The 24,596-nt window shown below is 68.4% G+C and carries 23 protein-coding genes and 1 tRNA gene; 14 read left to right on the forward strand and 10 right to left on the reverse strand.

Annotation, left to right across the window (positions count from 1 at the left end):
- Positions 1–78: 78 nt before the first annotated feature.
- Positions 79–639: a glycine cleavage system protein R gene (locus C1933_RS07630; protein WP_005409051.1), complete on the reverse strand. Its 561-nt coding sequence runs from the start codon at positions 637–639 to the stop codon at positions 79–81.
- A 165-nt stretch (positions 640–804) separates the two neighbouring features.
- Here C1933_RS07630 and dapA point away from each other — a divergent pair, with 165 nt between their 5' ends.
- Complete coding sequence (gene dapA, locus C1933_RS07635; RefSeq protein WP_108752765.1) at positions 805–1,698, forward strand: 4-hydroxy-tetrahydrodipicolinate synthase; 894 nt, start codon at positions 805–807, stop codon at positions 1,696–1,698.
- Between the two features lie 32 nt (positions 1,699–1,730).
- The gene (locus C1933_RS07640; RefSeq protein WP_108752766.1) at positions 1,731–2,267 is read left to right on the forward strand and encodes a hypothetical protein; all 537 of its coding nucleotides are present in this window, start codon (positions 1,731–1,733) and stop codon (positions 2,265–2,267) included.
- Positions 2,268–2,415: 148 nt separating this feature from the next.
- Here the strand turns inward: C1933_RS07640 and fdxA are convergent, their stop codons facing one another.
- Positions 2,416–2,739 (reverse strand): ferredoxin FdxA, encoded by a 324-nt coding sequence (gene fdxA / locus C1933_RS07645; protein ID WP_108752767.1) that lies wholly within the window; start codon positions 2,737–2,739, stop codon positions 2,416–2,418.
- A gap of 245 nt (positions 2,740–2,984) precedes the next feature.
- Between fdxA and xylB the strand changes: the two genes are divergently transcribed.
- The 3 genes from xylB to C1933_RS07660 are packed head-to-tail and all read left to right on the forward strand — an operon-like array spanning position 2,985 to position 7,299.
- Positions 2,985–4,478, forward strand: a complete 1,494-nt coding sequence (xylB, locus tag C1933_RS07650) for a xylulokinase (protein WP_108754773.1) — start codon at positions 2,985–2,987, stop codon at positions 4,476–4,478.
- 23 nt (positions 4,479–4,501) lie between these two features.
- Complete coding sequence (gene xylA, locus C1933_RS07655; RefSeq protein ID WP_108752768.1) at positions 4,502–5,842, forward strand: xylose isomerase; 1,341 nt, start codon at positions 4,502–4,504, stop codon at positions 5,840–5,842.
- A gap of 32 nt (positions 5,843–5,874) precedes the next feature.
- The gene (locus C1933_RS07660) at positions 5,875–7,299 is read left to right on the forward strand and encodes a sugar porter family MFS transporter (RefSeq protein ID WP_108752769.1); all 1,425 of its coding nucleotides are present in this window, start codon (positions 5,875–5,877) and stop codon (positions 7,297–7,299) included.
- Positions 7,300–7,681: 382 nt separating this feature from the next.
- Here the strand turns inward: C1933_RS07660 and C1933_RS07665 are convergent.
- Positions 7,682–7,756, reverse strand: a tRNA-Glu gene (locus tag C1933_RS07665).
- 50 nt (positions 7,757–7,806) lie between these two features.
- On the opposite strand from C1933_RS07665, the gene pcnB reads away from it, so the two are divergent.
- The 6 genes from pcnB (at position 7,807) to pgi (ending at position 13,389) form a co-directional block, all read left to right on the forward strand.
- Positions 7,807–9,183, forward strand: a complete 1,377-nt coding sequence (gene pcnB, locus C1933_RS07670) for a polynucleotide adenylyltransferase PcnB (RefSeq protein ID WP_108752770.1) — start codon at positions 7,807–7,809, stop codon at positions 9,181–9,183.
- Between the two features lie 3 nt (positions 9,184–9,186).
- Positions 9,187–9,672: a 2-amino-4-hydroxy-6-hydroxymethyldihydropteridine diphosphokinase gene (gene folK / locus C1933_RS07675; RefSeq protein WP_108752771.1), complete on the forward strand. Its 486-nt coding sequence runs from the start codon at positions 9,187–9,189 to the stop codon at positions 9,670–9,672.
- A gap of 34 nt (positions 9,673–9,706) precedes the next feature.
- Entirely contained in the window at positions 9,707–10,522 is an 816-nt protein-coding gene (panB, locus tag C1933_RS07680) for a 3-methyl-2-oxobutanoate hydroxymethyltransferase (protein ID WP_079221487.1), read from the forward strand.
- Complete coding sequence (gene panC, locus C1933_RS07685; protein ID WP_108752772.1) at positions 10,519–11,358, forward strand: pantoate--beta-alanine ligase; 840 nt, start codon at positions 10,519–10,521, stop codon at positions 11,356–11,358. The genes panB and panC overlap by 4 nt, the downstream gene beginning before the upstream one ends.
- Before the next feature lie 142 nt (positions 11,359–11,500).
- Complete coding sequence (gene panD, locus C1933_RS07690; RefSeq protein ID WP_004153087.1) at positions 11,501–11,881, forward strand: aspartate 1-decarboxylase; 381 nt, start codon at positions 11,501–11,503, stop codon at positions 11,879–11,881.
- On the forward strand, positions 11,878–13,389 hold the full coding sequence (pgi, locus tag C1933_RS07695; RefSeq protein WP_108752773.1) for a glucose-6-phosphate isomerase: 1,512 nt from the start codon (positions 11,878–11,880) through the stop codon (positions 13,387–13,389). Before panD ends, pgi begins: the two co-directional genes overlap by 4 nt.
- Before the next feature lie 33 nt (positions 13,390–13,422).
- Here pgi and C1933_RS07700 read toward each other — a convergent pair whose 3' ends face one another.
- Positions 13,423–13,986 (reverse strand): response regulator transcription factor, encoded by a 564-nt coding sequence (locus C1933_RS07700; RefSeq protein ID WP_108752774.1) that lies wholly within the window; start codon positions 13,984–13,986, stop codon positions 13,423–13,425.
- Positions 13,983–15,209 carry an ATP-binding protein gene (locus C1933_RS07705; protein WP_108752775.1) on the reverse strand — a complete coding sequence of 409 codons (1,227 nt, stop codon included), beginning with the start codon at positions 15,207–15,209 and terminating at the stop codon, positions 13,983–13,985. The genes C1933_RS07700 and C1933_RS07705 overlap by 4 nt, the downstream gene beginning before the upstream one ends.
- Positions 15,210–15,323: 114 nt before the next feature.
- On the opposite strand from C1933_RS07705, the gene ispG reads away from it, so the two are divergent.
- From ispG to C1933_RS07720, 3 genes are all read left to right on the forward strand, one after another.
- Positions 15,324–16,589 (forward strand): flavodoxin-dependent (E)-4-hydroxy-3-methylbut-2-enyl-diphosphate synthase, encoded by a 1,266-nt coding sequence (gene ispG, locus C1933_RS07710; RefSeq protein ID WP_108752776.1) that lies wholly within the window; start codon positions 15,324–15,326, stop codon positions 16,587–16,589.
- Positions 16,570–17,319 carry a phosphatase PAP2 family protein gene (locus tag C1933_RS07715; protein WP_108749275.1) on the forward strand — a complete coding sequence of 250 codons (750 nt, stop codon included), beginning with the start codon at positions 16,570–16,572 and terminating at the stop codon, positions 17,317–17,319. The genes ispG and C1933_RS07715 overlap by 20 nt, the downstream gene beginning before the upstream one ends.
- A gap of 201 nt (positions 17,320–17,520) precedes the next feature.
- Entirely contained in the window at positions 17,521–18,168 is a 648-nt protein-coding gene (locus C1933_RS07720) for a response regulator (RefSeq protein WP_108749276.1), read from the forward strand.
- A gap of 308 nt (positions 18,169–18,476) precedes the next feature.
- Here the strand turns inward: C1933_RS07720 and C1933_RS07725 are convergent, their stop codons facing one another.
- The 5 genes from C1933_RS07725 to zwf form a co-directional block, all read right to left on the reverse strand.
- Positions 18,477–19,136, reverse strand: coding sequence for a bifunctional 4-hydroxy-2-oxoglutarate aldolase/2-dehydro-3-deoxy-phosphogluconate aldolase (locus C1933_RS07725; RefSeq protein WP_108752777.1), 660 nt, complete (start codon positions 19,134–19,136; stop codon positions 18,477–18,479).
- A 306-nt stretch (positions 19,137–19,442) separates the two neighbouring features.
- Positions 19,443–21,359: a phosphogluconate dehydratase gene (edd, locus tag C1933_RS07730; RefSeq protein ID WP_108752778.1), complete on the reverse strand. Its 1,917-nt coding sequence runs from the start codon at positions 21,357–21,359 to the stop codon at positions 19,443–19,445.
- A gap of 58 nt (positions 21,360–21,417) precedes the next feature.
- Entirely contained in the window at positions 21,418–22,140 is a 723-nt protein-coding gene (pgl, locus tag C1933_RS07735) for a 6-phosphogluconolactonase (RefSeq protein ID WP_108752779.1), read from the reverse strand.
- Positions 22,137–23,144 (reverse strand): glucokinase, encoded by a 1,008-nt coding sequence (gene glk, locus C1933_RS07740; RefSeq protein ID WP_108752780.1) that lies wholly within the window; start codon positions 23,142–23,144, stop codon positions 22,137–22,139. The genes pgl and glk overlap by 4 nt, the downstream gene beginning before the upstream one ends.
- A complete protein-coding gene (zwf, locus tag C1933_RS07745; protein ID WP_108752781.1) occupies positions 23,141–24,577 on the reverse strand; it encodes a glucose-6-phosphate dehydrogenase in 1,437 nt (478 codons plus the stop codon). The genes glk and zwf overlap by 4 nt, the downstream gene beginning before the upstream one ends.
- Between the last annotated feature and the right edge of the window lie 19 nt (positions 24,578–24,596).

Genomic DNA, 24,596 nt, shown 5'->3' on the forward strand with positions numbered 1-24,596 from the left:
AGGTCCTTCTGTCGAGCCTGGGTTGTTTCTACGACAATTGCATGAAACGCCACGCGCCCGTGAGAGGCGCGCGAAGAATCAGAATTTCATCGGGTCCATGATCGCGTCCAGGTTCAAGTGGTCGCAGAATTCAAGGAAGTCATCGCGCAGCGCGGCGATGTGCATGTTGGCCGGAACGCCGATGGTCACCTGCGCGCTGAACATTTCAGCGCCGGTCTGCATGGCGCGGTAGCGGGTGCTCTGCAGGTTCTCGATGGTGATGCCCTGGCGGTCGAAGAAATCGGCCAGCTGGAACAGGATGCCCGGCTTGTCGGCGGCGATTACTTCCACGATGTAGGGCAGCAGGTTGGACTGCGCCTGCTTGGCGGCGGTGCGGTACCAGACCAGCTTCAGGCCTTCCTCGCGCTCCAGCCGGGTCAGCATGGCTTCCAGCTTGGCCACCGAATCCCAGGAGCCGGTGGCCAGCGCGGTCACCGAGACATCGCGTCCAACGGTGGCCAGGCGGGCGTCGACCAGATTGCAGCCACTGTCGGCGATGCGGCGGGTGACAGACAGCAGGGGGGACTCCGGATGCGTCGTATAGGCGTTGATCAGGAGGTGGTTTTCGCTCGGCGCGGGGCGCGGGGTGGTGTCGGTCAAGGCGATTCCGGGTAATGCTTGGGGTGAGTCTGAATGCCCGCCGGGGGGCGGGAATCCACCGGTGTCCAGCATACTTGCCCGTGGTTTCGCGCCGCAAGTAACATTCAGGTCGCCCCCGCCCAGTAATGGCGGGCGTTTCCCTTCCCAGCCAAGAGCAGCACGTCCTTGTCCCTTTCCGGCCTCATCACCGCGCTGGCGACCCCGTTCCGGGCCGACGGCTCCCTCGATCCCGACGGTTGGCAGCGCCTGCTGCACCTGCAGCTGGAGGCGGGCGTCCAGGGCGTTGTCGTCGCTGGCTCCACCGGCGAAGCCGCCACCCTGTCCGATGCCGAATACGACCAGCTGCTGGCCAGCGCGGTCGAGCGCATCGGCGGGCGCATTCCGGTCCTGGCCGGTACCGGCCTGTCTGGAACCGCCAAAACCATCGAACAGACCCGCCGCGCCGCTGCCCTGGGCGCCAGCCATGCGCTGGTGGTCACGCCGCCGTACGTGCGCCCGACCCAGGCCGGCCTGATCGCGCACTACCGTGCCGTGGCCGACCACGGTGGCCTGCCGGTGGTGCTGTACAACGTGCCCGGCCGTACCGGCTGCGACATGCTGCCGGAGACCGTGGCCGAACTGGCCCGCCATCCGAACATCGTCGGCATCAAGGAAGCGGTGGGCGACACCGGCCGGGTGCAGGCGCTGCTGGCGCTGTCGGCCCCGGATTTCGCCGTGTTGAGCGGCGATGACGGCACCGCTGCCCGCTCGATCCAGGCCGGCATGGATGGCCTGGTCTCGGTCGGCTCCAACGCGCTGCCGGGTGCCTACCGCCGCATGTGCGCGCTGGCTGCCGCCCACGACCATGAAGCGACCGAATCGTGGGATGGCCGCCTGCAGCCGTTCCACGATTTCTGTGGCGTCGAGCCCAACCCGATTCCGGTGAAGGCGCTGCTGCGCCGGATCGGCATCGGCCACGATCTGCGCCTGCCGCTGCTGCCGCTGTCGGCCGAGCACGCGCCTGCCGCCGACCACCTTGCCGGCGACATTGCCGCCCTTGAAGCCCTTTCCAGCCACTGACCTGTCGTCGTGGCCTGATCCAGGAGATCCACATGCGTCAATCCGTTTCCACTGTCCGCGTGCTGTCCTACGCCCTGCTTGCCGTCGCCGTTGCCGCCGGTACCACCGGTTGCTTCAAGCGCGGCGCCAAGGGCGACTACGCCCTGGCCCCTGAAATGCGTCCGCTGGAAGTGCCGCCGGACCTGAACCTGCCGACCGGTGCTGGCAGCAACCAGATGCCGGCGCTGGCTCCGGCCGCGCAGCAGGCCGCCGCGGTTGCGCCGGCTGCACCGGCCGCTGCTGCGGCGCCGGCTGCCAACAACACCGGCTTCATCGTGCCGGGCAGCAAGGATGAGGCCTTCACCAAGGTCGGCACTGCGCTGGAAGGCCTGGAAGGTGTGACCATCGCGACCCGTGCGCAGCTGCTGGGCTCGTACGACGTGGCCTATGAAGGCAGCAACTTCCTGGTGCGCGTGGTGGCCGTCGATGCCGGCGCATACATTTCGGCCGTCGATCCGCGTGGCCTTCCGGCCACCGCCGAAGCGCCGGTGAAGCTGATCGCCGCACTGAAGGCCAAGCTGGCCCAGTAAGCGCCGGGCCATGCCTTGCGGAGGTAGGCGTCAACCTTGGTTGACGCTCCGGTGCCAACCAAGGTTGGCACCCACCAGGGCGGAGGGTGGTACCCCGCCATGAAAAAGGGCGCCAATGGCGCCCTTTTTCCTTGCAACCGCTGGCGCCTCAGCGCTCCAGCAGCTTCAGCTTGTCCGGCTTGCCGTCCCAGTCGCCGGCATCGGCGGGCGGGTCCTTGCGCACGGTCAGCATCGGCCACTCACGCGCCAGCTCGGCATTCAGGCCCACGAACACTTCCTGGCCGGCGGGCACATCGTCTTCGGGGAAGATCGCGTTGACCGGGCACTCCGGCTCACAGAGGGTGCAGTCGATGCACTCGTCCGGGTCGATCACCAGGAAGTTCGGGCCTTCGTGGAAACAATCCACGGGGCACACTTCCACGCAATCGGTGTGTTTGCACTTGATGCAGTTTTCGGTGACGACAAAGGGCATAAGGGGGGAGGCAGATCCGTCTTCAAGCGCACAATTCTAGAACAGGTTGACCGCGCGCGCTGCCGTTGCACGCTTCGGCGTGCTTGAACGCAGCGATTGCCCGGTCGCTGCCTGCTGCGACCGCAGGGATGGCAGCCCGCTTTGCCGCAGTGCACATTGCCAAGCCGCTGACGGCCCCGGCAGACTCGATGTCCATCGGTGGACATCTGGCGGGTGACAGTGCGGATCGCAGCGAAGGGCAGGGCATGAGCGTGTATCTGGGCATCGATGCCGGCACCCAGAGTGTGAAGGTACTGGCCTACGACGCGCAGGCGCGGCAGGTGCTGGCGCAGCAGGCGCGGCCGTTGTCGCTGACCGCCACCGACGACGGCGGGCGCGAGCAGAACGCAGCCGATTGGGTGCAGGCGCTGGTGCAGGCCATCCAGGCGTTGCCGGGCAGCCTGCGCGCGCGGGTGCGCGGGCTTGCCGTTTCCGGCCAGCAGCATGGCTTCGTACCGCTGGGCGCGGACAACCGCGCGCTGGGGCCGGTGAAGTTGTGGTGCGACACCAGCAGCAGCGAGCAGTGCGCACAGATCGTGTCGGCCATGGGCGGGGTGGCGGCCTGCATTGCCGAAGCCGGCAATGACCTGCGCGTGGGTTACACCGCCTCCAAGCTGCGCTGGACCCGCCAGCACCGGCCGGAGGTCGATGCAGCACTGGACGGCATCGCGCTGCCCCATGATTACCTGAATCTGTGGCTGACCGGGCAGCGCTTCATGGAGGCCGGCGATGCCTCCGGTACCGGCTGGCTGGATGTGCGCCGGCGCAGCTGGTCGGCGCCGATGCTGGCGGCCACCGATGAGCGGCGCGATCTGGCCGGACTGCTGCCGCCGCTGGTCGCGCCCGACCAGGGGTTCGCCCTGCTGCCCGCGGTGGCGGCGCTGCTGGGCCTGCCTGCGAACACCCGCGTGGCGGTCGGCGGTGGCGACAACATGATGGCGGCCATCGGCACCGGCGCGGTGCGCGAAGGGCGGCTGAGCATGAGCCTGGGCACGTCGGGCACCCTGTTTGGCTGGAGCGCCACGCCGCGCATCGATCCGCAGGCACGCTGGGCCGCGTTCTGCGCCTCTGACGGTGGCTGGCTGCCCTTGATCTGCACGATGAACTGCACGGTGGCCACCGGCCAGGCGGCCGCGCTGCTGGGGCAGTCGCCCGCGCAGTGCGAAGACCTGCTGGCGCAGAGCGCGCCCGGCGCCGACGGGCTGGTGATGCTGCCGTTCTTCAATGGCGAACGCAGCCCGGACCTGCCGCTGGCGCGCGGCGCCCTGCATGGGCTGGACCTGCACAACCTGGGCCCGGCCAACCTCTATCGCGCCGCGATGGAAGGGGCCAGCTACAGCCTGCGCCTGGGCTACGACGCCTTGGTCGAGGGCGGGCTGCAGGGCCAGCGCCTGGTGCTGACGGGCGGCGGCGCCAACAGCCCCGGCTGGCGGCAGATGATCGCCGATCTGTTCCAACTGCCCGTGGTCGTGCCCGCGCAGGCCGAAGGCGCCGCGTTCGGCGCTGCACTGCAGGCGCTGTGGCTGTGCGAGGGGCAGGGCGGGGCACTGGCCGATCTGGTCGATGAGCACCTGCAGTTCGATGCCGCCCAGGCTGCGCAGCCCGATGCCGCGCGCGGCGCCCTGTACCAGGCCGGTTACCAGCGTTTCGCCCACCACCTGCAGGCACTGACGCCGTTGTTTCAGCAGCGCCTGCCCTGATCCCGAAGAAGGAAGCATCGTCCATGGCAACCCCGTTCCATGTTGGTCAGCGTGAGTACTTCCCCGGCATCGGTCGCATCCCCTTCGAGGGCCGCGACTCCGACAATCCCCTGGCCTTCAAAGTCTATGACGCGCAGCGGCAGATCGGCGGGCGCAGCATGGCCGAGCACCTGCGTTTCGCCGTGGCCTACTGGCACAGTTTCTGTGGCGCCGGCCAGGACCCGTTCGGGCCGGGCACCCGTGCCTACCCCTGGGACCAGGGCGATACGCCGCTGGCCCGGGCCGAAGCGCGCTGCGATGCCGCCTTCGAGTTCTTCACCAAGCTGGGCGTGCCGTACTGGTGCTTCCACGACGTGGACCTGGCGCCCGACGCCGACGACATCGGTGAGTACCGCGCCAACCTGGCGCACATGGTGGACCTGGCCGGACAGCGCCAGCAGCAGACCGGCATGAAGCTGCTGTGGGGCACGGCCAACCTGTTCTCGCACCCGCGCTACATGAATGGTGCGGCGACCAATCCGGACTTCGCCGTGGTGGCGCGCGCCGCCGTGCAGGTCAAGGCCGCGCTGGAAGCCACGGTGGCCCTGGGCGGCAGCAACTACGTGTTCTGGGGCGGCCGCGAAGGCTATGCCTGCCTGCTGAACACCGACATGAAGCGTGAGCAGGCCCACCTGGCGCGGTTCCTGGCAGCGGCACGCGATCACGGCCGCAGCATCGGCTTCGAAGGCACGTTCCTGATCGAGCCCAAGCCGATGGAGCCGATGCACCACCAGTACGATTTCGACAGCGCCACCGTGGTCGGCTTCCTGCGCCAGCATGGCCTGGATGCGGACTTCAAACTGAACATCGAAGCCAACCACGCCACGCTGTCCGGCCACACCTTCGCGCATGACCTGCAGGTGGCGGCCGATGCCGGGCTGCTGGGCAGCATCGATGCGAACCGGGGCAATCCGCAGAATGGCTGGGATACCGACCAGTTCCCGACCGACCTGTACGACACCGTCGGGGCGATGCTGGTGGTGCTGCGGCAGGGCGGGCTGGGCCACGGCGGGCTGAACTTCGATGCCAAGGTGCGGCGCGAATCGACCGACCCGCAGGATCTGTTCCTGGCCCATATCGGCGGCATGGACGCCTTCGCCCGCGGGCTGGAAGTGGCCCATGCGCTGCTGCAGCAGTCGCCGCTGGAACAGTGGCGGCGCGAGCGCTACGCCAGCTTCGACCAGGGCCCGGGCCAAGCCTTCGCGGCCGGCCAGCTGGGCCTGGATGCGCTGTGCGCGCTGGCCGAACAGAGCGGCGAGCTGCGCCAGCGTAGCGGACGGCAGGAAGCCTATGAGAACCTGCTGAACCAGTACCTGCTGCGCTGAGCGGCAGGCCCTTTCCCTTCGCGGATGAACCCATGTCCACAGCGATTCCTGCAAGCGCCGGCAGCCGCGGCGAAAACACCGCTTTCATCGTTCTGATCAGCTGCGTGGCCACCCTCGGTGGCTTCCTGTTCGGCTTCGACAGCGGGGTGATCAACGGTACGGTCGATGGCCTGCGCCAGGCATTCAATTCCAGCGAGGCCGCGCTGGGCTTCGAGGTGGCCTCGATGCTGCTGGGCTGCGCCATCGGTGCCTTCGTGGCCGGGCGCCTGGGTGACCTGCTGGGCCGCCGCAGCGTGCTGATCATTTCGGCGGTGCTGTTCCTGCTGTCGGCGCTGGGTGCGGGCGCAGCCCATGCATCGTGGCTGTTCGTGGCCGCGCGCATGGTCGGCGGTTTCGCGGTGGGCGCAGCCAGCGTGATGTCGCCGGCCTACATTGCCGAAGTGGCCTCGGCGCGCTATCGCGGCAAGCTGGCCACGGTGCAGCAGATGGCGATCATCAGCGGGCTGTTTGCCGCCTTCCTGAGCAACTACCTGCTGGCGCGCGCGGCCGGTGCGTCCACCGAGCCGCTGTGGCTGGGGCAGGAGGCTTGGCGTTGGATGTTCTGGATGCAGGCCATTCCCTCGCTGCTGTTCCTGGTGCTGTTGCTGACCATTCCCGAGAGCCCGCGCTTCCTGGTGGCCAAGGGCCGGCACGCACAGGCCGAAGCGGTGCTGGCCCGCCTGTACGGGCCGGCCGAAGCACGGGTGAAGCGCGGCGAGATCGAGGGCAGCCTGGCCCAGGACCAGCACCGGCCGACGTTTGCCGACCTGAAGGACAAGGCCAGCGGCAAGCTGCGTGGCATCGTCTGGGTGGGCATCGGCTTGGCGGTGCTGCAGCAGCTGGTGGGCATCAACGTGGTGTTCTACTACGGGGCCGTGCTGTGGCAGGCGGTGGGCTTCTCGGAAAACGACGCGCTGCTGATCAACGTGCTGTCCGGCGCGCTCAGCATCGGCGCCTGCCTGGTGACGGTGCTGCTGATCGATCGGATCGGCCGCAAGCCGCTGCTGTGGATCGGCTCGGTGGGCATGGCGGTGTCGCTGGCGCTGATGGTGGTGGCGTTCGCCAGTGGCAGCCTGGTGGACGGGCGCCTGCAGTTGTCCGACGGCATGGGCCGGCTGGCGCTGGTGGCGGCCAACGTCTACGTGGTGTTCTTCAACATGTCCTGGGGCCCGGTGATGTGGGTGATGCTGGGCGAAATGTTCCCGAACCAGATCCGCGGCTCGGCGCTGGCCGTGGCTGGTGCGGCGCAGTGGACATCGAACTTCGCCATCACCGTCACCTTCCCGATGCTGCTGGCCGGCATCGGCCTGGCCGGCGCATACGGCATCTACACCGTGGCCGCCTTCCTCTCCATCTTCTTCGTGGTGCGCTACGTCCGCGAAACCAAGGGGAAGGAACTGGAGCAGATGGAAGGCTGACGGGCTTTGGCTTCGGAGGCGCTGCGTTCGCGCCTCCCGGCTACGTGGGGGAGGGGGCAGGCAAGCCGCCTTTCGACACATGGGGGGCGGACGCAGGTCTGCGCGTCGGGATTGAATGGGCTGCGGAGGAGCGGGGCTGTTCTTGCCGCCGCCGCGGGAAACTGTCAGGAGGGGGCGGGCCACCCTGGCCTGGACCGTTGGCGCCAGGGATGGCGCCACCGAGCACCATGGATGGGCTTTGGCGTGTCCAGGCCAGGGTGGCCCGCCCCCTCGAACGCAGCAACAGGCAGGCGCTACATCGACCAAGCGTCCGGAGCAGTGAACCCCGGAAAACAGAAAAGCCCGCACATTGGCGGGCTTTTTCGGTTCCTGCTGCGGCGACTGGTGCTCCCTAGGGGACTCGAACCCCTGTTTTAGCCTTGAGAGGGCCACGTCCTAACCACTAGACGAAGGGAGCATGTATGTCGCTGCCGAGGCAGGAGCGGTAGTATAGGTACCTCGATGCCAATGGGCAATCCCGAAACTTCAACCGGAAGCGCCAACATCATTTCCCCTGCTCCATCTCCGTTCAGCCTGCGCGTCATTCCGCGCGACCAGCACACGATCTCCCGCAAGGAGATCAGCCCGAACGCCCTGCGCGTGCTTTATCGCCTGCGCGATGCCGGTTTCGGCGCCTACCTCGTGGGCGGCGCAGTGCGCGACCTGCTGGTCAATGGCCAACCCAAGGATTTCGACGTGGCCACCGACGCCACGCCCGAACAGGTCAAGCAGTTGTTCCGCAACTGCCGCCTGATCGGCCGCCGTTTCCGCCTTGCCCACGTGGTCTTCGGCCGCGAGATCATCGAAGTTGCCACCTTCCGTGCCAACAGCGATGACGGCAGCGGCGACCGCGAAATGGAAAACGGCATGCTGGTGCGCGACAACGTCTACGGCACCATCGAAGACGACGCCGTGCGCCGCGATTTCACCTGCAACGCCCTGTACTACGCCATCGAGGATTTCTCGGTGCGCGATTACGTCGGCGGCTTCGAGGACGTGCAGGCACGCCTGATGAAGCTGATCGGCGATCCCGAACAGCGTTACCGCGAAGACCCCGTGCGCATGCTGCGCGCGGTGCGCCTGGCCGCCAAGCTCGGTTTCCAGATCGAAGAGGGCACCGCCGCGCCGATCCCGCAGCTGGCTGGCCTGCTCAACGAAGCGGCCCCGGCACGCCTGTTCGAAGAGGTGCTGAAGCTGTTCCTGTCCGGGCACGGCGTGGCCAGTTTCGAAGGGCTGGAGCGCTACGGCCTGCTGGACGTGCTGTTCCCGGAAAGCGCCAAGGCGCTGAAGTCGAACCGCACCGGTGCGTTGCGCCGCATGCTGGTGGAAGGCCTGGCCAACACCGATGCGCGCGTGGCCAACGACGAACCGGTCTCGCCGGCGTTCCTGTTCGCGCTGCTGCTGTGGCCGGCCTACTGCCGCGCCCAGGCCACCCTGCTCAAGCAGGGCGTGGCCCCGGAAGAAGCGCAGCGGCGCGCCGCCGACCGGGTCACGGTGCAGCAGCTGAGCACCATCGCCCTGCCGCGCCGGTTCTCGCTGCCGATGCAGGAAATCTGGCTGCTGCAGTCGCGCTTCAGTTCGCGCCAGCGCAAGCGCGTGTTCCGCACGCTGACCCATCCGCGCTTCCGTGCGGCCTTCGATTTCCTGTCGCTGCGTCAGGTGGCCTCGGCCGAGCACGAAGCCGACGTGCTGTTCTGGCGCGAGGCGCAGGCGCAGTCGGGCAACGAGCTGGAACACTCGCTCGATGCCATGCACGCCGAGGGCGGCGACGAAGAGGGCGGGGCGCCGCGCAAGCGTCGCCGTCGCCGCCGTCGCAGCGGTGGCCCGGGCGGCGCCGCCGAGTAAGTCATGGCCGTTGCATGGATAGGCCTGGGTGCCAACCTGGGCGATGCGGCGGGCACGGTCCGCGCGGCGATTGCCGCGCTGGACACGCTGGCCGGCACCCGCCTGCAGCGGGCGTCGCGGCTGTACGCCACGCCGGCCTGGGGCAACGAAGACCAGCCGCCGTTCGTCAATGCGGTGGCGGCCGTGGATACCGCGCTGGCGCCGCTGGACCTGCTGCAGGCCCTGCTGGCGCTGGAGCAGCGGTTCGGCCGGGTGCGCGACCCGGCCGTGCACTGGGGCCCGCGCGCGCTGGATCTGGACCTGCTCCTTTACGGCCAGCAGACCGTGGACGCGCCTGCGCTGCAGGTGCCGCACCCGTACCTGCACCAGCGCGCCTTCGTGCTGGTGCCGCTGGCTGAAATCGCGCCGGAACTGACCATTCCCGGCCATGGCAGCGTGCAGGACGCAGTGATGCGGGTCGATGCCTGCGGGATCGCGCCGATAGGGTGATAATGCCCGGGTTATCTCCCCCGGTTATCAGCACATGAGCACCCACGCAGACAGCAAGCCCTGGACCGTACCCGCGCTGGCCGAAGCCAAGCGCAATGGCCAGAAGCTGGTCATGTTGACCGCCTACGACGCAGGCTTTGCCCGCACTTTCGACGCCAATGGCGTGGACCTGATCCTGATCGGCGATTCGCTGGGCATGGTCGTGCAGGGCCACGATTCCACCCTGCCGGTGACCGTGGCGGACATGGTCTACCACACCCGTGCGGTGTCGCGCGTACTGCAGCGGGCGCTGCTGGTGGCTGACCTGCCGTTCGGCGCCGATGCCACCCCGGAACGTGCGTTGGACGCCTCGCTGCAGCTGCTGCAGGCCGGTGCCGAGATGGTCAAGATCGAAGGCGCCGGCTTCAAGGTCGACATCGTGCGCTACCTGGTGGAGCGCGAGATTCCGGTGTGTTCGCACCTGGGCCTGACCCCGCAGTCGGTGCTGCGCCTGGGCGGCTTCAAGATCCAGGGCCGTGGCGATGCCGCGCGCCAGCTGGTGGAAGACGCCAAGGCCGTGGCCGCCGCCGGTGCCACCCTGATCGTGCTCGAATGCATGCCGACGCCGGTGGCGGCTGAAGTGACCGCCGCAGTGGACGTACCGACCATCGGCATCGGTGCCGGCCCGCACTGCGATGGCCAGGTGCTGGTGCTGCACGATTTCATCGGCCTGGACAGCGGCCACCGCCGCCCGAAGTTCGTCAAGGACTTCCTGGCCGAAGGCGGTTCGGTGGCCGGTGCCACCCGCGCCTACGCCGACGCCGTGCGCGACGGCAGCTTCCCCGACGAACAGCACGCCTACGCCCAATGATCCAGACCTTCAACGAACTTGGCGCACTGCGCGAAGAGATCGCCCAGTGGAAGCAGCAGGGCCTGCGCGTGGCGCTGGTGCCGACCATGGGCAACCTGCACGGGGGGCACCATTCGCTGGTGGCCCTGGCCCGGCAGTACGCCGACAAAGTGGTGGCCAGCATCTTCGTCAACCCGACCCAGTTCGGGCCGAACGAAGATTTCAGCCGCTACCCGCGCACGCCCGAGGCCGACGTGGCCGGGCTGGAGCAGGTCGGTTGCGATGCGGTGTGGCTGCCCAGCGTCGAGGCGATGTACCCGCTGGGCGTGGACAAGACCACGCAGATGCACGCCCCCGGCGTGAGCGAAGTGCTGGAGGGCGCCAGCCGCCCGGGCCACTTCGATGGCGTCTGCACGGTGGTGGCGCGCCTGTTCCTGCAGGTGCAGCCGGACGTGGCCGTGTTCGGCCGCAAGGACTACCAGCAGCTGGCGGTGATCAAGCAGATGGTGGCCGAGCTGTCCTTCCCGATCCAGATCGTCGGTGCCGAGATCGTGCGTGACGACGATGGCCTGGCCAAGAGCTCGCGCAACCAGTACCTGGATGCGCAGCAGCGACCACTGGCCACCACGATCCACCGCACCCTGCTGGGCATGCGCGAAGGCTACGTGGCCGGGCACACGCGGGCGCAGATCGAAGCCGATGCCACCGCCGCACTGCAGGCTGCCGGCTTCCAGGTCGACTACGCGGTGCTGCGCACGCCGGAGCTGGCCGAACCGACCTTCGACGGCGGCGGCCGGGTGGCGCTGATTGCCGCCCGCCTGGGCAGCACCCGGTTGATCGACAACCTGGAATTCTGATGTCTGCGGGGTCGGATCCCTTTCCCGGTGGGAAAGGGCTCTGACCCCACTTCCAGCCTGCTACCTGAACAAGTTGCCCGCCCTGCTGCCCGGCGCCACGCGGGTGCTAGAATCCGCACTTTCCTTTGCGTTGTGCCGTGCCATGCACCTGTCCCTGCTGAAGACCAAGATCCACCGCGCCACCGTCACCCATTCCGAGCTGAACTACGAAGGTTCCATCGCCATCGATGACAACCTGCTGGCTGCCACGGGCATCCGCGAGTTCGAGCAGGTGCACATCTGGGACGTGACCAACGGTGCGCGCTTCTCGACCTACGCCATCCGTGCCGAAGCCGGCAGCGGCGTGGTGTCGCTCAATGGTGGCGCTGCACGCCACGTGCAGGTCGGTGACATCATCATCATCGCTGCCTTCGCCAGCATGACCGAGCAGGAAGCGGACAGCTTCAAGCCGAAGCTGGTGTACGTGGACGGCAACAACCAGATCTCCCACACCAACGACACGATCCCGACCCAGGCCGCATGACAACGAACAACGGATTCGACTCGCTGCATTCCCACGCCCAGCGCCTGAAGGGCGCAAGCATTCCCAGCCTGCTGGCCGCCGAACCGGGCCGCGTGCAGGACCTGGCGCTGCGGGTCGGTCCGTTGTATGTCAACTTCGCGCGGCAGAAGTACGATGCCGCTGCGTTGCAGGCGCTGCTGGCGCTGGCCGCTGAGCGCGATGTCGGCGCGGCCATCGCCCGCCTGTTCCGCGGCGAACAGGTGAACCTGACCGAAGGCCGCGCGGCGCTGCATACCGCGCTGCGCGGTGACGGCGTGGATGCGCCGGTGGCGGCCGAGGCCTATGCCACCGCGCGCGGCATCCGCCAGCGCATGGGCGTACTGGTGCGCGCGCTGGAAGACAGCGGCGTGACCGATGTGGTCAGCGTCGGCATCGGCGGTTCCGATCTGGGCCCGCGCCTGGTGGCCGACGCGCTGCGTCCGGTCAGCGGCGCGCGCCTGCGCGTGCATTTCGTGTCGAACGTGGACGGCGCCGCCATGCAGCGCACGCTGGCCACGCTGGACCCGGCCACCACCGCCGGCATCCTGATTTCCAAGACCTTCGGTACCCAGGAAACGCTGCTCAACGGGCAGATCCTGCATGACTGGTTGGGCGGCAGCGATCGCCTGTACGCGGTCAGCGCCAACCCCGAGCGTGCCGCCAAGGCCTTCGCCATCGCCGCCGAGCGCGTGCTGCCGATGTGGGACTGGGTGGGCGGGCGTTACTCGCTGTGGTCGGCGGTCGGCTTCCCGATTGCGCTGGCCATTGGTTTCGAGCGTTTCGAGCAGCTGCTGGACGGTGCCGCGCAGATGGATGCGCATGCGCTGGACGCGCCGCTGGAGCGCAACCTGCCGGTGCTGCATGCGCTGACCGATATCTGGAACCGCAACCTGCTGGGGTGTGCCACCCACGCGGTGATGACCTACGACCAGCGCCTGGCGCTGCTGCCGGCCTACCTGCAGCAGCTGGTGATGGAAAGCCTGGGCAAGCGCGTGCAGCGCGACGGCCAGCCGGTCACCACCGACACCGTGCCGGTGTGGTGGGGCGGGGCAGGCACCGATGTGCAGCACAGCTTCTTCCAGGCGCTGCACCAGGGCACCAGCATCATTCCGGCCGATTTCATCGGCTGCGTGCGCAACGACGATCCCTACACGGTGAACCACCAGGCGTTGCTGGCCAACCTGCTGGCGCAGACCGAAGCGCTGGCCAACGGCCAGGCCAGCGACGATCCGCACCGCGACTATCCCGGTGGCCGCCCGAGCACCCTGATCCTGCTCGATGCACTGACTCCGCAGGCGCTGGGTGCGCTGATCGCCATGTACGAGCACGCGGTGTACGTGCAGTCGGTGATCTGGAACATCAACGCCTTCGACCAGTTCGGCGTCGAGCTGGGCAAGCAGCTGGCCAATGGCCTGTTGCCGGCGCTGCAGGGCGAGGATGTGGCGATTGCCGATCCGATGACCCGCGAGATCCTGGCGCAGCTCCGGTAGCGCCGGGCCATGCCCGGCGGACGCGACCCCGCATCAACGGCTCGGGTCGCGCTCCGGGCTCGGCCGCTTGGCCAGCTTGCGCTGCAGCGAACGCCGGTGCATGCCCAGCAGCCGCGCCGCGGCCGACACATTGCCACCGGTCTCGTGCATGGCCTGCTGGATGTGTTCCCACTGCAGGCGGCTGATCGGCGTCATCGCATCGGGCACTTCCATTTCGCCGTCATCGGCCGGGCCATCGTCTTCTTCGCCAAGGGCGCGCAGGATCATCGGCACCGTGGCCGGCTTGGGCAGGTAATCGTCGGCGCCCAGCTTGATCGCTTCCACCGCCGTGGCGATGCTGGCGTAACCGGTCACCAGCAGGATGCGCATGTCTGCACGCAGCGCGCGCAGCGGCTGGATCAGGGCCAGGCCCGAATCGTTGCCCAGCTTCAGGTCGATCAGGGCGAATGCAGGCGGGTGCTGGCGTGCCAGCATCAGCGCGCTGGCCGCATCCTGTGCGGTCTGCGTTTCCAGGCCCTTGCGGGCCAGGCTGCGCTGCAGGGTGCGCAGGTAGAGTTCGTCGTCGTCGACCAGCAGGCCAAGGGTTGAGGCGTTCATGGGGTGTCCTCGCGTGGGGCCAGCGGCAGGCGGAAGCCGACGCGGCTGCCGGCCCCCTGGGCCGGGCGCATCCACATCTCGCCCTGCAGGCGTTCGATGGTGGCATGGGACAGGGCCAGACCCACGCCCATGCCTTCACTCTTGCTGCTGCCGAACAATCGGCCCGGCAGCACGGCGGCACGGGCATTGAAGCCGTGTCCGTAGTCGCGCACTTCGCCGATCAGGTCGTCGCCTTCGATGCGCAGGTCCAGGTCCACGCGCGGGCGCCCGGCCTGTTCGCCCGCATCGGCGGCGTTGTTCAGCAGCACCATCAGCAGGTGGCCCACGCCGGGATCGAGCGGCAGCCGCAGTGGCGCGTCGTCGTTGCGGTGCAGGTCGATGGTCGGCCGCACCAGCCGCCACTGTTCCAGCACCTGCTGCGCGCTGGAATGGCCGCGACCGGGGCCGTCGGTGGATGCCGGCGCGGCCAGCGCCAGCACGCGCTCACGACACTGCACCAGCAGTTCGCGCAGGGTTTCCATATCCTCGCGCACTTCCGGCTCTTCGCTGCGCTCGGCTACGTCATCGGCCAGCAGGGTCATGGTCGCCAGCGGGGTGTTCAGTTCGTGGGCGACCGAGGCGGCATGGGTGGCCAGGGCGACGATGCCTTCGTTGCGGGCGAAGCGCTCGCGCAGCGCCGACAGTTCCAGTTCGCGCTGGCGCAGGGCCGTCGCCAGGCGGGTGGAAAAGGTCAGCACGACCGCCGCAGACAGCAGGAAATTGGCCACCACGCCCCAGCGGTTCAGGTCCAGCGCGCGGAAGTAGCCGGCGGGCAGGGGTTGGCCGAACACACCGCTGGCGGCGTAGCCCAGCAGGCAGGCGCCGGCCACCGCCAGCGCCCAGCGGCGGGGCAGGGCGAAGGCGGCCAGCGCGATCAGGATCAGGAACAGCGAGCCGAAGGGGTTGGCGATGCCGCCGCTCCAGCCGACCATCCAGGTCAGGATGATCACGTCCACCAGGATGTGCCCGAACGCGGTCAGCGGGGCGGTATCGCCCGCTTCCGGGCGCAGCTGGGTGTACAGGTTGAACACGGCCAGCACGGCCACGCCCGCCCACAGGGGCTGCTGCGGCAACGGCAGGCCCAGCACCCAGGTGGCGACCAGGATGGTGGCCGCCTGGCCGGCCACGGCCAGCCAGCGCAGGCTGCACAGGGTACGAAGGAACGGGGCGTCGGGTCCGGTCATGCCTGCCCATCGTATGCGTTCATCGCACGGGCTGCCTGCGACAATCGGCCGCAGACGCGCTGGCCGCTGAATGCGACCCACCCCGAATGCAGGGGCGGGCGGTAGAATGGCCGCATGCACGACGCCGTCACCCGCCCCACGCCCCCCTCCGATGCCACCGCCTGGCCGCGCCGCCAGACCCATGCCGTCCAGATCGGCGGGGTCACTGTAGGCGGCGGCAAGCCGGTGGTGGTGCAGTCGATGACCAACACCGACACCTCCGACGTGGCGTCCACCGCCAAACAGGTGGCCGAGCTGTGGCGTGCCGGGTCGGAAATGGTGCGCCTGACCGTCAACACGGTTGAAGCGGCCGCGGCCATTCCGCGCATCGTCGACAAGCTGGCGATGATGGGCATCGACGTGCCGCTGATCGGCGATTTCCACTACAACGGCCACCAGCTGTTGACCGCCGAGCCGGCCTGCGCCGAAGCGCTGGCCAAGTACCGCATCAACCCGGGCAACGTCGGCTTCGGCAAGAAGAAAGACCTGCAGTTCGCGCAGTTGATCGAATTCGCCGTGCGCTACAACAAGCCGGTGCGCATCGGTGCCAACTGGGGTTCGCTGGACCAGGCGCTGGCGGCGAAGCTGATGGACGAGAACAACCATCGCGAACAGCCCTGGGACGCCGGCCGCGTGCTGCGCGAAGCTCTGATCCGCTCGGCGCTGGATTCGGCCGAACAGGCCGTGGAACTGGGCCTGCCGCGCGATCGCATCGTGCTGTCGGCCAAGGTGAGCGGCGTGCAGGAACTGATCGCGGTGTACCGCGACCTGGCCCAGCGCTCGGATTTCGCCCTGCACCTGGGCCTGACCGAAGCCGGCATCGGCAGCAAGGGCATCGTGGCCTCGGCCGCGGCGCTGAGCGTGCTGCTGCAGGAAGGTATCGGTGACACCATCCGCATTTCGCTGACCCCCGAACCGGGGCAGTCGCGTACGCAGGAAGTGATCGTCGCCCAGGAACTGCTTCAGACCACCGGCCAGCGCGCCTTCACCCCGCTGGTGACCGCGTGCCCGGGCTGTGGCCGTACCACCTCCGAATTCTTCCAGGAACTGGCCAAGGTGGTGCAGAACCACGTGCGCGAGAAGATGCCGCTGTGGAAGATCCACCACCCGGGTGCGGAGAACATGACCCTGGCGGTGATGGGCTGCATCGTGAACGGCCCGGGCGAGTCGCGCCACGCCAACATCGGCATTTCGCTGCCGGGTACCGGTGAGACGCCGGCCGCACCGGTGTTCGTCGATGGCGAGAAGAAGGTGACCCTGCGCGGCGACAACATCGCCCAGGAGTTCGTTGCCCTGATCGACGAGTACGTCGAACGTACCTATGTCCGAAGCGCAGGATAAGCCCGTCATCCTGGCCGCGCCGGAGCCGGCGTCCGGTTTCCGCCACTGGATGGCGCGCAATGCCTGGCGCCTGCTGCTGCTGTTTGCCGGCGTGCTGCTGCCGCTGGCCGGCTTCGTAGCGCTGGCCGACGAGGTGCACGAGTTCGAATCGTTCCATTTCGATGCGCCGTTGCTGTGGCAGATGCACGGCCTGCACTCGCCGGCATTGGACACGTTCTTCGTGCTGCTGTCGCGGCTGGGCTACGAATGGTTCCTGATTCCCGCCGACGTGCTGATCGTGGGCGCACTGGCCTGGCGGCGGCGCTGGCGCGAAGCGACCTTCGTGGCGGTGTGCTTCGTCGGCTCGGCGCTGCTGAACATGGGCAGCAAGCAGTTCTTCCAGCGTGACCGCCCCAGTCTGTGGGAATCGATCGCGCCGGAATCGACATTCAGCTTCCCCAGCGGCCACGCGATGGGCTCGATGACCCTGGCAATGACCCTGGTGCTGCTGGCCTGGAACACCCGCTGGCGCTGGCCGGTACTGGTGCTGGCCCCCGCGTTCAGCCTGCTGGTGAGCGTGTCCCGGGTCTATCTGGGCGTGCACTATCCCTCGGACATCCTGGCCGGATGGTGTGCCGCGCTCGTTTGGGTGGTAGGGTGCTATCTGGTCATGTTCCGTCGCCGGCATCCTTGGCGGCGTCACGGTTCGCCGCCAGCGAGGGCCAGCGAAGCGATCGCAACAGGGGATTGACGCGGTTGTCCCGTTTGGGACGCCGCGCAATGGATGTGTAGTTTCGATGTCGGGGGTTTTACGGGGCCAGGGACGGAATCGGCGCGTGAAGAATGTGATGCGCAAGGCAGAACGCCGTTTTTGCGCAGTTTCCGCGCTTGCGATGTGCCATGGCGCACGCCTAGCTTGGCCCCCGATGGCCGCATTCGAAGAGGGACGTGGATGACGATTCGAGTCTACCTGGTGGATGACCACGCGCTGGTCCGCACCGGGATGAAAATGATCCTGTCGGGGGAACCCGACATCGAGGTCGTGGGCGAAGCCGAGACCGGCGAGGACGCCCTGCGTGAGGTCCGCCAGCTGCTGCCGGACGTGGTGCTGTGCGACCTGCACCTGCCCGGTGTCAGTGGCATGGAGGTAACCGAGCGCATCGTGCGCAGCCACCGCGCCACGCGCGTAGTGATCGTATCGGTGCTGGAAGATGGGCCGCTGCCCAAGCGCCTGCTCGAGGCTGGCGCGGCCGGTTACATCGGCAAGGGCTGCGATGCGCAGGAACTGCTGCGCGCGGTGCGCGACGTGGCCGGCGGTCGCCGCTACCTGGGCACCAGCATCGCGCAGAACCTGGCGCTGTCCACGGTGGAAGGCAACGCCTCGCCGTTCGATACGCTGTCGCCGCGCGAACTGGAAGTGGCCCTGCTGCTGACCCAGGGCCTGCGCCAGGAAGACATCGCCCGGCGCCTGAGCCTGAGCGCGAAGACGGTGAACACGCACAAGGCGCGCCTGTTCGAGAAGATGGGTATCCACGACAACATCGCGCTGGCGCGCATGGCCAGCCAGTACGGGCTGGTGGATCCGGCACGGCCGCTGTAAGAATTCCAGCCAACGGCGCAGCCCCTCGCGGTGGTGGTGCGGTTGGATTCTGGGGTTGGCCGGGCGGATGGGTTGTGCAGGGGACGCCGTGAATCCATCCCTGGAGGCTCGGTCGCGCCATCCATGGCGCTCACGCCCCTGCGCAATCCCTCCGCAGGGCCACGGATAGTTTCCGTGCGCCGCCACCGCGGAATGAAGAAGGAGGAGCGGGAGCGGGTCGCGCGCGTTGCACGCTCGTGGCCTGGGGACAGCGGACCCCGGGGTCGGATCCCTTTCCCGGCGGGAAAGGGCTCTGACCCCGTCGTTCTTCAGTGGCTGCGGACGCGCTTGACGATCTTCGCGGCCTGGGCGGCGCTTTCGCGCACCTTGTCCCACTGGCCATCGGTGATCCAGTTGCCCGGCACCATCCACGAACCACCGATGCAGACCACATTCTTCTGCTCCAGGTATTCGGCGGCGGTGTTTTCGGTGATGCCACCGGTGGGGCACAGCTTCAGGTCAGCCACCGGCCCAGCCAGACCCTTGATCATCGCCAGGCCACCCACGGCCGTGGCCGGGAACAGCTTGCAGACGCGGAAGCCGCGCGCGTAGAGCGACAGCAGCTCGGTGGGCGTGGCCGCACCCGGTACTACCGGCAGCGGCGCCGCCGCCAACGCATCGGCCAGCACCGGCGGCGTACCCGGAGTGACCAGGAAATCCGCACCGGCATCGATGGCCTGCTGCATCTGCTCCACGGTCAGCACCGTACCGGCACCGACCACCACATCGGGCAGTTCGCGCTTGAGCATGGCCAGCGCTTCCATCGCCACCGGCGTACGCAGGGTCAACTCGATGGCCGGCAGGCCGCCCTCCAGCAGCGCCGCACTGACCGCCCGCGCCTGCTCCAGCGTATGAATCGTCACCACCGGCAGAATACCCGCCGCCCGCAGCATCTCCGCCGCCTTAACCTGATGTTGCTCGATACCCATGCTTTTGCCCTTGCTCTTGTTTGTGCTTTTCAGTGATCACTTCGCGGCGCGAGGGCGCCAGCCAACTGTCCGGAGGCGGCGGATAGCCCCCACCAGGACCGCAGGCGCCATGGGCCCGAGGCATGCCTCGGGCGGGTTGGGCAGGACGCCCAACCCCGGTCTTGCCGTGTGCGCAGGATTGCGCACACGAGCAAGGCGCCTACGAGCCCCCATGGATGGGTTCACGGCGTGTCCTGGTGGGGGCTATCCGCCGCCTCAACCAGGACACTGACCGCCAACGCGAACCCGCAGCGCTCTTTCAAAAACTCAGGCGTCCTTCGCCTCATGCGGCGCCGCCGCAGCGGCCGCATCGTGCCCCAGCTCGTACTCCGCGTCGTAATCCCACGGCCCACCATCGGCCGCCGCCGGACCACACGAAATCGAAATCGCGCCCTGGTCCGCAGGCCCGACCACCCGGCGATTGATCGCAAACAGATTGCGGCCCATGTCGTTGGCCGCCGGCGCCGTATTGGGCGCCAGCGTACGCGCCGCCCATTCGGCCGCATCCACCAGCACTTCCAGCGTGCCGGCCTCGCCGTCCAGACGGATCATGTCGCCCTCGCGCACCTTGCCCAGCGGACCCCCGCGCGCCGCTTCCGGCGTCACGTGGATGGCCGCCGGAATCTTGCCCGACGCACCCGACAGACGGCCGTCGGTAACCAGCGCCACGCGCCGCCCCTGGTTCTGCAGCAGGCCCAGCAACGGCGCCAGCGAATGCAGTTCCGGCATGCCGTTCGCACGCGGGCCCTGGTAACGCACCACCGCCACGAAATCCTGCGGCAGCATGCCCGCGGCGTGCAGCTTGTTCAGCACCTGCGGCGCATCGACCACCACGGCCGGAGCCTCGATGGTGCGGTACTGCGGCTTCACCGCCGACAGTTTGATCAGCGACTTGCCCAGGTTGCCGCGCAGCAGGCGCAGGCCGCCCTGGCTCTCGAACGGGTTGTCCACGCCGCGCACCACCTCGTCGTCGGCGCTGCGTTCCAGCCCCGGCAGGTAGACCAGCTGGCCATCGCGCAGCTGCGGTTCGCGCGCGTAGTCGGCCATGCCGCCGCGCGCCACGCTGACCAGATCGCCGTGCATCAGCCCGGCCTTGATCAGTTCACCGAACACGAAGGCCGGGCCACCGGCGGCGGCGAAGCGGTTCACGTCGGCTTCGCCGTTCGGATAGACGCGTGCCAGCAGCGGAATCAGCTGCGACAGTTCGTCGAAATCGTCCCAGGTCAGCACGATGCCGGCCGCGCGGGCCACGGCGATCCAGTGGATGGTGTGGTTGGTCGAACCGCCGGTGGCCATCAGCGCGATGACCGCGTTGATGATGGCGCGCTCGTCGATGATGCGGCCCAGCGGACGGAAATCGTCGCCCAGCGCGGTGATGTCCAGTGCGCGCTCTGTGGCTTCGCGGGTCAGCGCATCGCGCAGCGGCGTGCCGGGGTTCACGAACGACGCCCCCGGCAGCTGCACGCCCATCGCTTCCAGCAGCACCTGGTTGGAATTGGCGGTGCCGTAGAACGTGCAGGTGCCGGCGCCGTGGTACGACGCCGATTCGGCTTCCAGCAGCTCCTCGCGGGTGGCTTCGCCGGCGGCGTAGCGCTCGCGCACTTCGGCCTTCTGCTTGTTCGGAATGCCCGGGGTCATCGGGCCGGCCGGCACGAACACCGCCGGCAGGTGGCCGAAGGCCAGCGCGCCGATCAGCAGGCCCGGCACGATCTTGTCGCACACACCAAGGTAGACGGTGGTGTCGAACATGTCGTGGCTCAGGCCGATCGCGGTCGCCTGGGCGATCACATCGCGCGAGAACAGCGACAGTTCCATGCCGCCGCGGCCCTGGGTGACGCCGTCACACATGGCCGGCACGGCACCGGCCACCTGCGCGGTCGCGCCCAGTTCGCGGGCGATCTGGCGGATCTGCTCGGGGTAGGTCTCGAACGGCTGGTGCGCCGACAACATGTCGTTGTACGCGGTGATGATGCCCAGGTTGGCGGTGACGCCGCCGCGCAGGCGGCTCTTGTCCGTGCCGCCACAGGCGGCGAAGCCGTGGGCGAGGTTGCCGCAGCTCAGGCGGCTGCGGAACGGGCCGTCACGCAGCGAGGCGTCGATCGCGGCCAGGTAGGCGGCGCGGGACGCGGCGCTGCGGCGGATGACACGCTCGGTGATGGCTTGCAGTTGCGGATGGAGGCTCATTGGCTACCGGCATTCAAGGTGGCGAGTGACAGGCGGCACCGTGGTGCCGCCGCCGACATCAATCAGCCCAGTGGACGCGCAGGCGCGCGCCGTCCAGGTTGATCGCAGAAAGGATCGGGTACAGCTGCGGGTCGTTGCTGTCCAGGGCCTGGCGCAGCACCTGCAGCTTCTGCTTGCCGCGCAGCAGCAGCAGGCGCTGGCGGCACTGGCCCAGCCCGCGCGGGGTCAGGGTGATGCGCAGCGGCCACTGGTTCGAGCCCGGGCAGCCGGTGGCATCCAGCGCCGCGTAGGGCAGGGTGCTTTCCAGTGCGCGGGTCAGGTCCTTCGAACCCGGGAACAGCGACGCGGTATGGCCGTCGTTGCCCATGCCCAGGGCCACCACGGTCGGCGCCTGGCTGTGCTGGGCCTGCAGGTTGGCGGTGTACACGCATTCGGGCAGCGGCTTGCCCACCCGCACCAGCGGGTCGAAGTGCGCGCCTTCGGCACGCTTGAGCAGGTGCTCGCGCACCAGCCAGGCATTGCTGTCGCGATCCTGCGGCGACAGCCAGCGCTCATCGGCCAAGCTCACTTCCACCCGGTCCCAATGCACGTCCAGTTCGGCCAGCGCCTGGTACACCGGCGCCGGAGTGGTGCCACCGGACAGCAGGATGCGGGCACGGCCCACGTCGTTGATGTCATGGTTGATGGCCTGGGCCATCTCGGCGGCCACCGTTTCGATCCAGGCGTCGGCATCGGCGTGCTGGACGAAATCAATGCGGTCGTCGTGGAAGATCGGGCTCATGCAGCAACTCCAGGGGCATCGCGTTCGGCGTCGGCTGCGTAGGCGGCAGCGCCCAGCAGGCCGGGGCAGGGGTGCATGATCGCCAGCGACGGCACCCGGCCCATGATGGAAGAGAACCGGCCCTTGTGTTCGAAGCGCTGGCGGAAGCCGGAATGCTGCAGCGAATCGAGCATCTTCGGCACCAGGCCGCCGGTCAGGAATACGCCGTCCCAGGCGCCCTGCACCAGCACCAGATCGCCGGCAATGGCGCCGAACACCGCGCAGAACACATCCACGGTGCGCATCGCCTGCGGGTCGCCCAGGGCGGCGCGCGCGGTGACATCGGCCGGTTGCAGCTGGCCCGGATCGAAGCCGGCCATTTCGCACACGGCGCGGTGGATGTTGACCAGGCCCGGGCCGCAGATCAGGCGTTCGTTGGAAACGCGGCCGAACTGTTCGGACAGGATCTCCAGGATGCGGATCTCCTCGGGCGTGCCCGGCGGGAAGCTGACATGGCCGCCTTCGGTTTCCAGCGGGTAGCTGCGGCCGTGGCGCACCAGCAGGCCGCCCACGCCCAGTCCGGTGCCCGGGCCGATGACACCGTAGTTGCGCGGCTGGCCCGGTGCGGCCGGGGTCCATTGCGCGCCGCCGATCTGCACCACGTCATGCGGCTGCAGCAGCGCTACGGCCATGGCCTGCGCGGCGAAATCGTTGATCAGGTGCAGTTCGTCGAAGCCGAGCATGGCCGCGGTGCGGCTGCGCGAGATCACCCACGGGTGGTTGGTGATGCGGGCTTCGTCGCCGTCCACCCGGCCGGCCACGGCGAACACGCCGCGGCGGGCGCTGGCGCCGGCCTGTTCCAGGTAATGGCGCGCGGCATCGCCCAGCGACGGGAACTCGGCCACCGCGTATTCGCGGATGCTGTCCTTCAGCAGCGGCGCGTCCTGCGAGGTGTCGGCCAGGGCGAAGCGGGCGTTGGTGCCGCCGATATCGGCCACCAGCACCGGCTGGCTGGGGGCACTCATGCCGACGCTCCGCTGTCGGGAGCATCCACGCCCTGCGGCAGGAACTCGGTTGCGCTGCTCGGGCCCCATTGGCCGGCCGGGTAGGGTTCCAGCGGCAGCTTGGCGTCCTTCCAGGCGTCGGCCACGCTGTCGATCCAGGCCCAGGCGGCGCGTACTTCGTCATCGCGCACGAACAGGGTGTGGTTGCCATTGAAGGCATCCAGGAACAGGCGTTCGTAGGCGATGCGACGGTGCAGGCCGGTCGGCACCGACAGTTCCAGTTCCAGCGGGTGCAGTTCCAGCGCGCCCCATTCCGGGCCGGCCAGGCTGCTCATCAGGCCCAGTTCGATGTTTTCCTGCGGCTGCAGCTGGAACACCAGGCGGTTCGGCGCGGCCTGCGCACGCTGCGGGCGCTCGAACAGCCAATGGGTGACTGGCTTCAGGGTGACCACCACGCGGGTGGTGCGCTCGGGCAGGCGCTTGCCGGTAACCAGGTGGAAGGGCACGCCGCTCCAGCGCCAGTTGTCGATGTGCGCGGTGACACCGGCGAAGGTTTCCACGTCGCTGCCTTCCGGCGGCTGGTAGGCCTGGGCCGGTTGGCCGTTGATGCTGCCGGCGGTGTAGCGGCCGCGGATGCTGTCACGCGCGGCGTGCTTGGCATCCAGCGGGCGCAGGGCGCGCAGCACCTTCACCTTTTCGTCGCGGATGCGGTCGGCTTCCAGCGAAGCCGGCGGTTCCATCGCCACCATGCACAGCAGCTGCAGGATGTGGCTCTGCACCATGTCACGCAGCGCGCCGGAGCGGGCGTAGTAGGCGTCGCGGCCGTCCACGCCTTCGCTTTCGGCCACCAGGATGTGCACCGATTCGATGTAGTTGCGGTTCCACACTGCTTCCAGCAGCGTGTTGCCGAAGCGCAGGGCGATCAGGTTCTGCACCGCGGCCTTGCCCAGGTAGTGGTCCAGGCGGAACACGCGGTCTTCGTCGATCCACTGGCCGATGGTGCTGATGATCTCCTCGGCGCTTTCGCTGTCGCTGCCGATCGGCTTTTCCAGCATCAGGCGTGCCGGCGATGCCAGTGCGCCGCCCTTGGCCAGGCCTTCGCAGGTGGAGATGTACAGGCCCGGCGGAATGGCCAGGTAGCTCACGCAGCGGCGGTGCACCAGGTCGGACACGGCGGCGGCCACCGAGTCCACGTCGCGCAGGTCCACCGAGCGGTAGTCGATGCGGCGCAGCAGGCCGGCGATGTCGTCCTGGCTGGCCATGGGCATGGCCTGCTGCAGGCGCGGGCGCAGGATGTCATGGAAGGCTTCGGTGTCGTGGCCGGACAGGGCCAGCGCACGGATGCGGAAATCCTCCGGCAGCAGGCCGTCGCCGAGCAGGCGCAGCAGCGAAGGGAACAGGTAGCGCTGGGCCAGATCACCTGTGGCACCAAACAGGAAGAGGGTGTCGTGCATCGCTCGAGTTTCAGATCCG

This window comes from Stenotrophomonas sp. ZAC14D2_NAIMI4_6 (assembly GCF_003086875.1).
Classification (GTDB): domain Bacteria; phylum Pseudomonadota; class Gammaproteobacteria; order Xanthomonadales; family Xanthomonadaceae; genus Stenotrophomonas.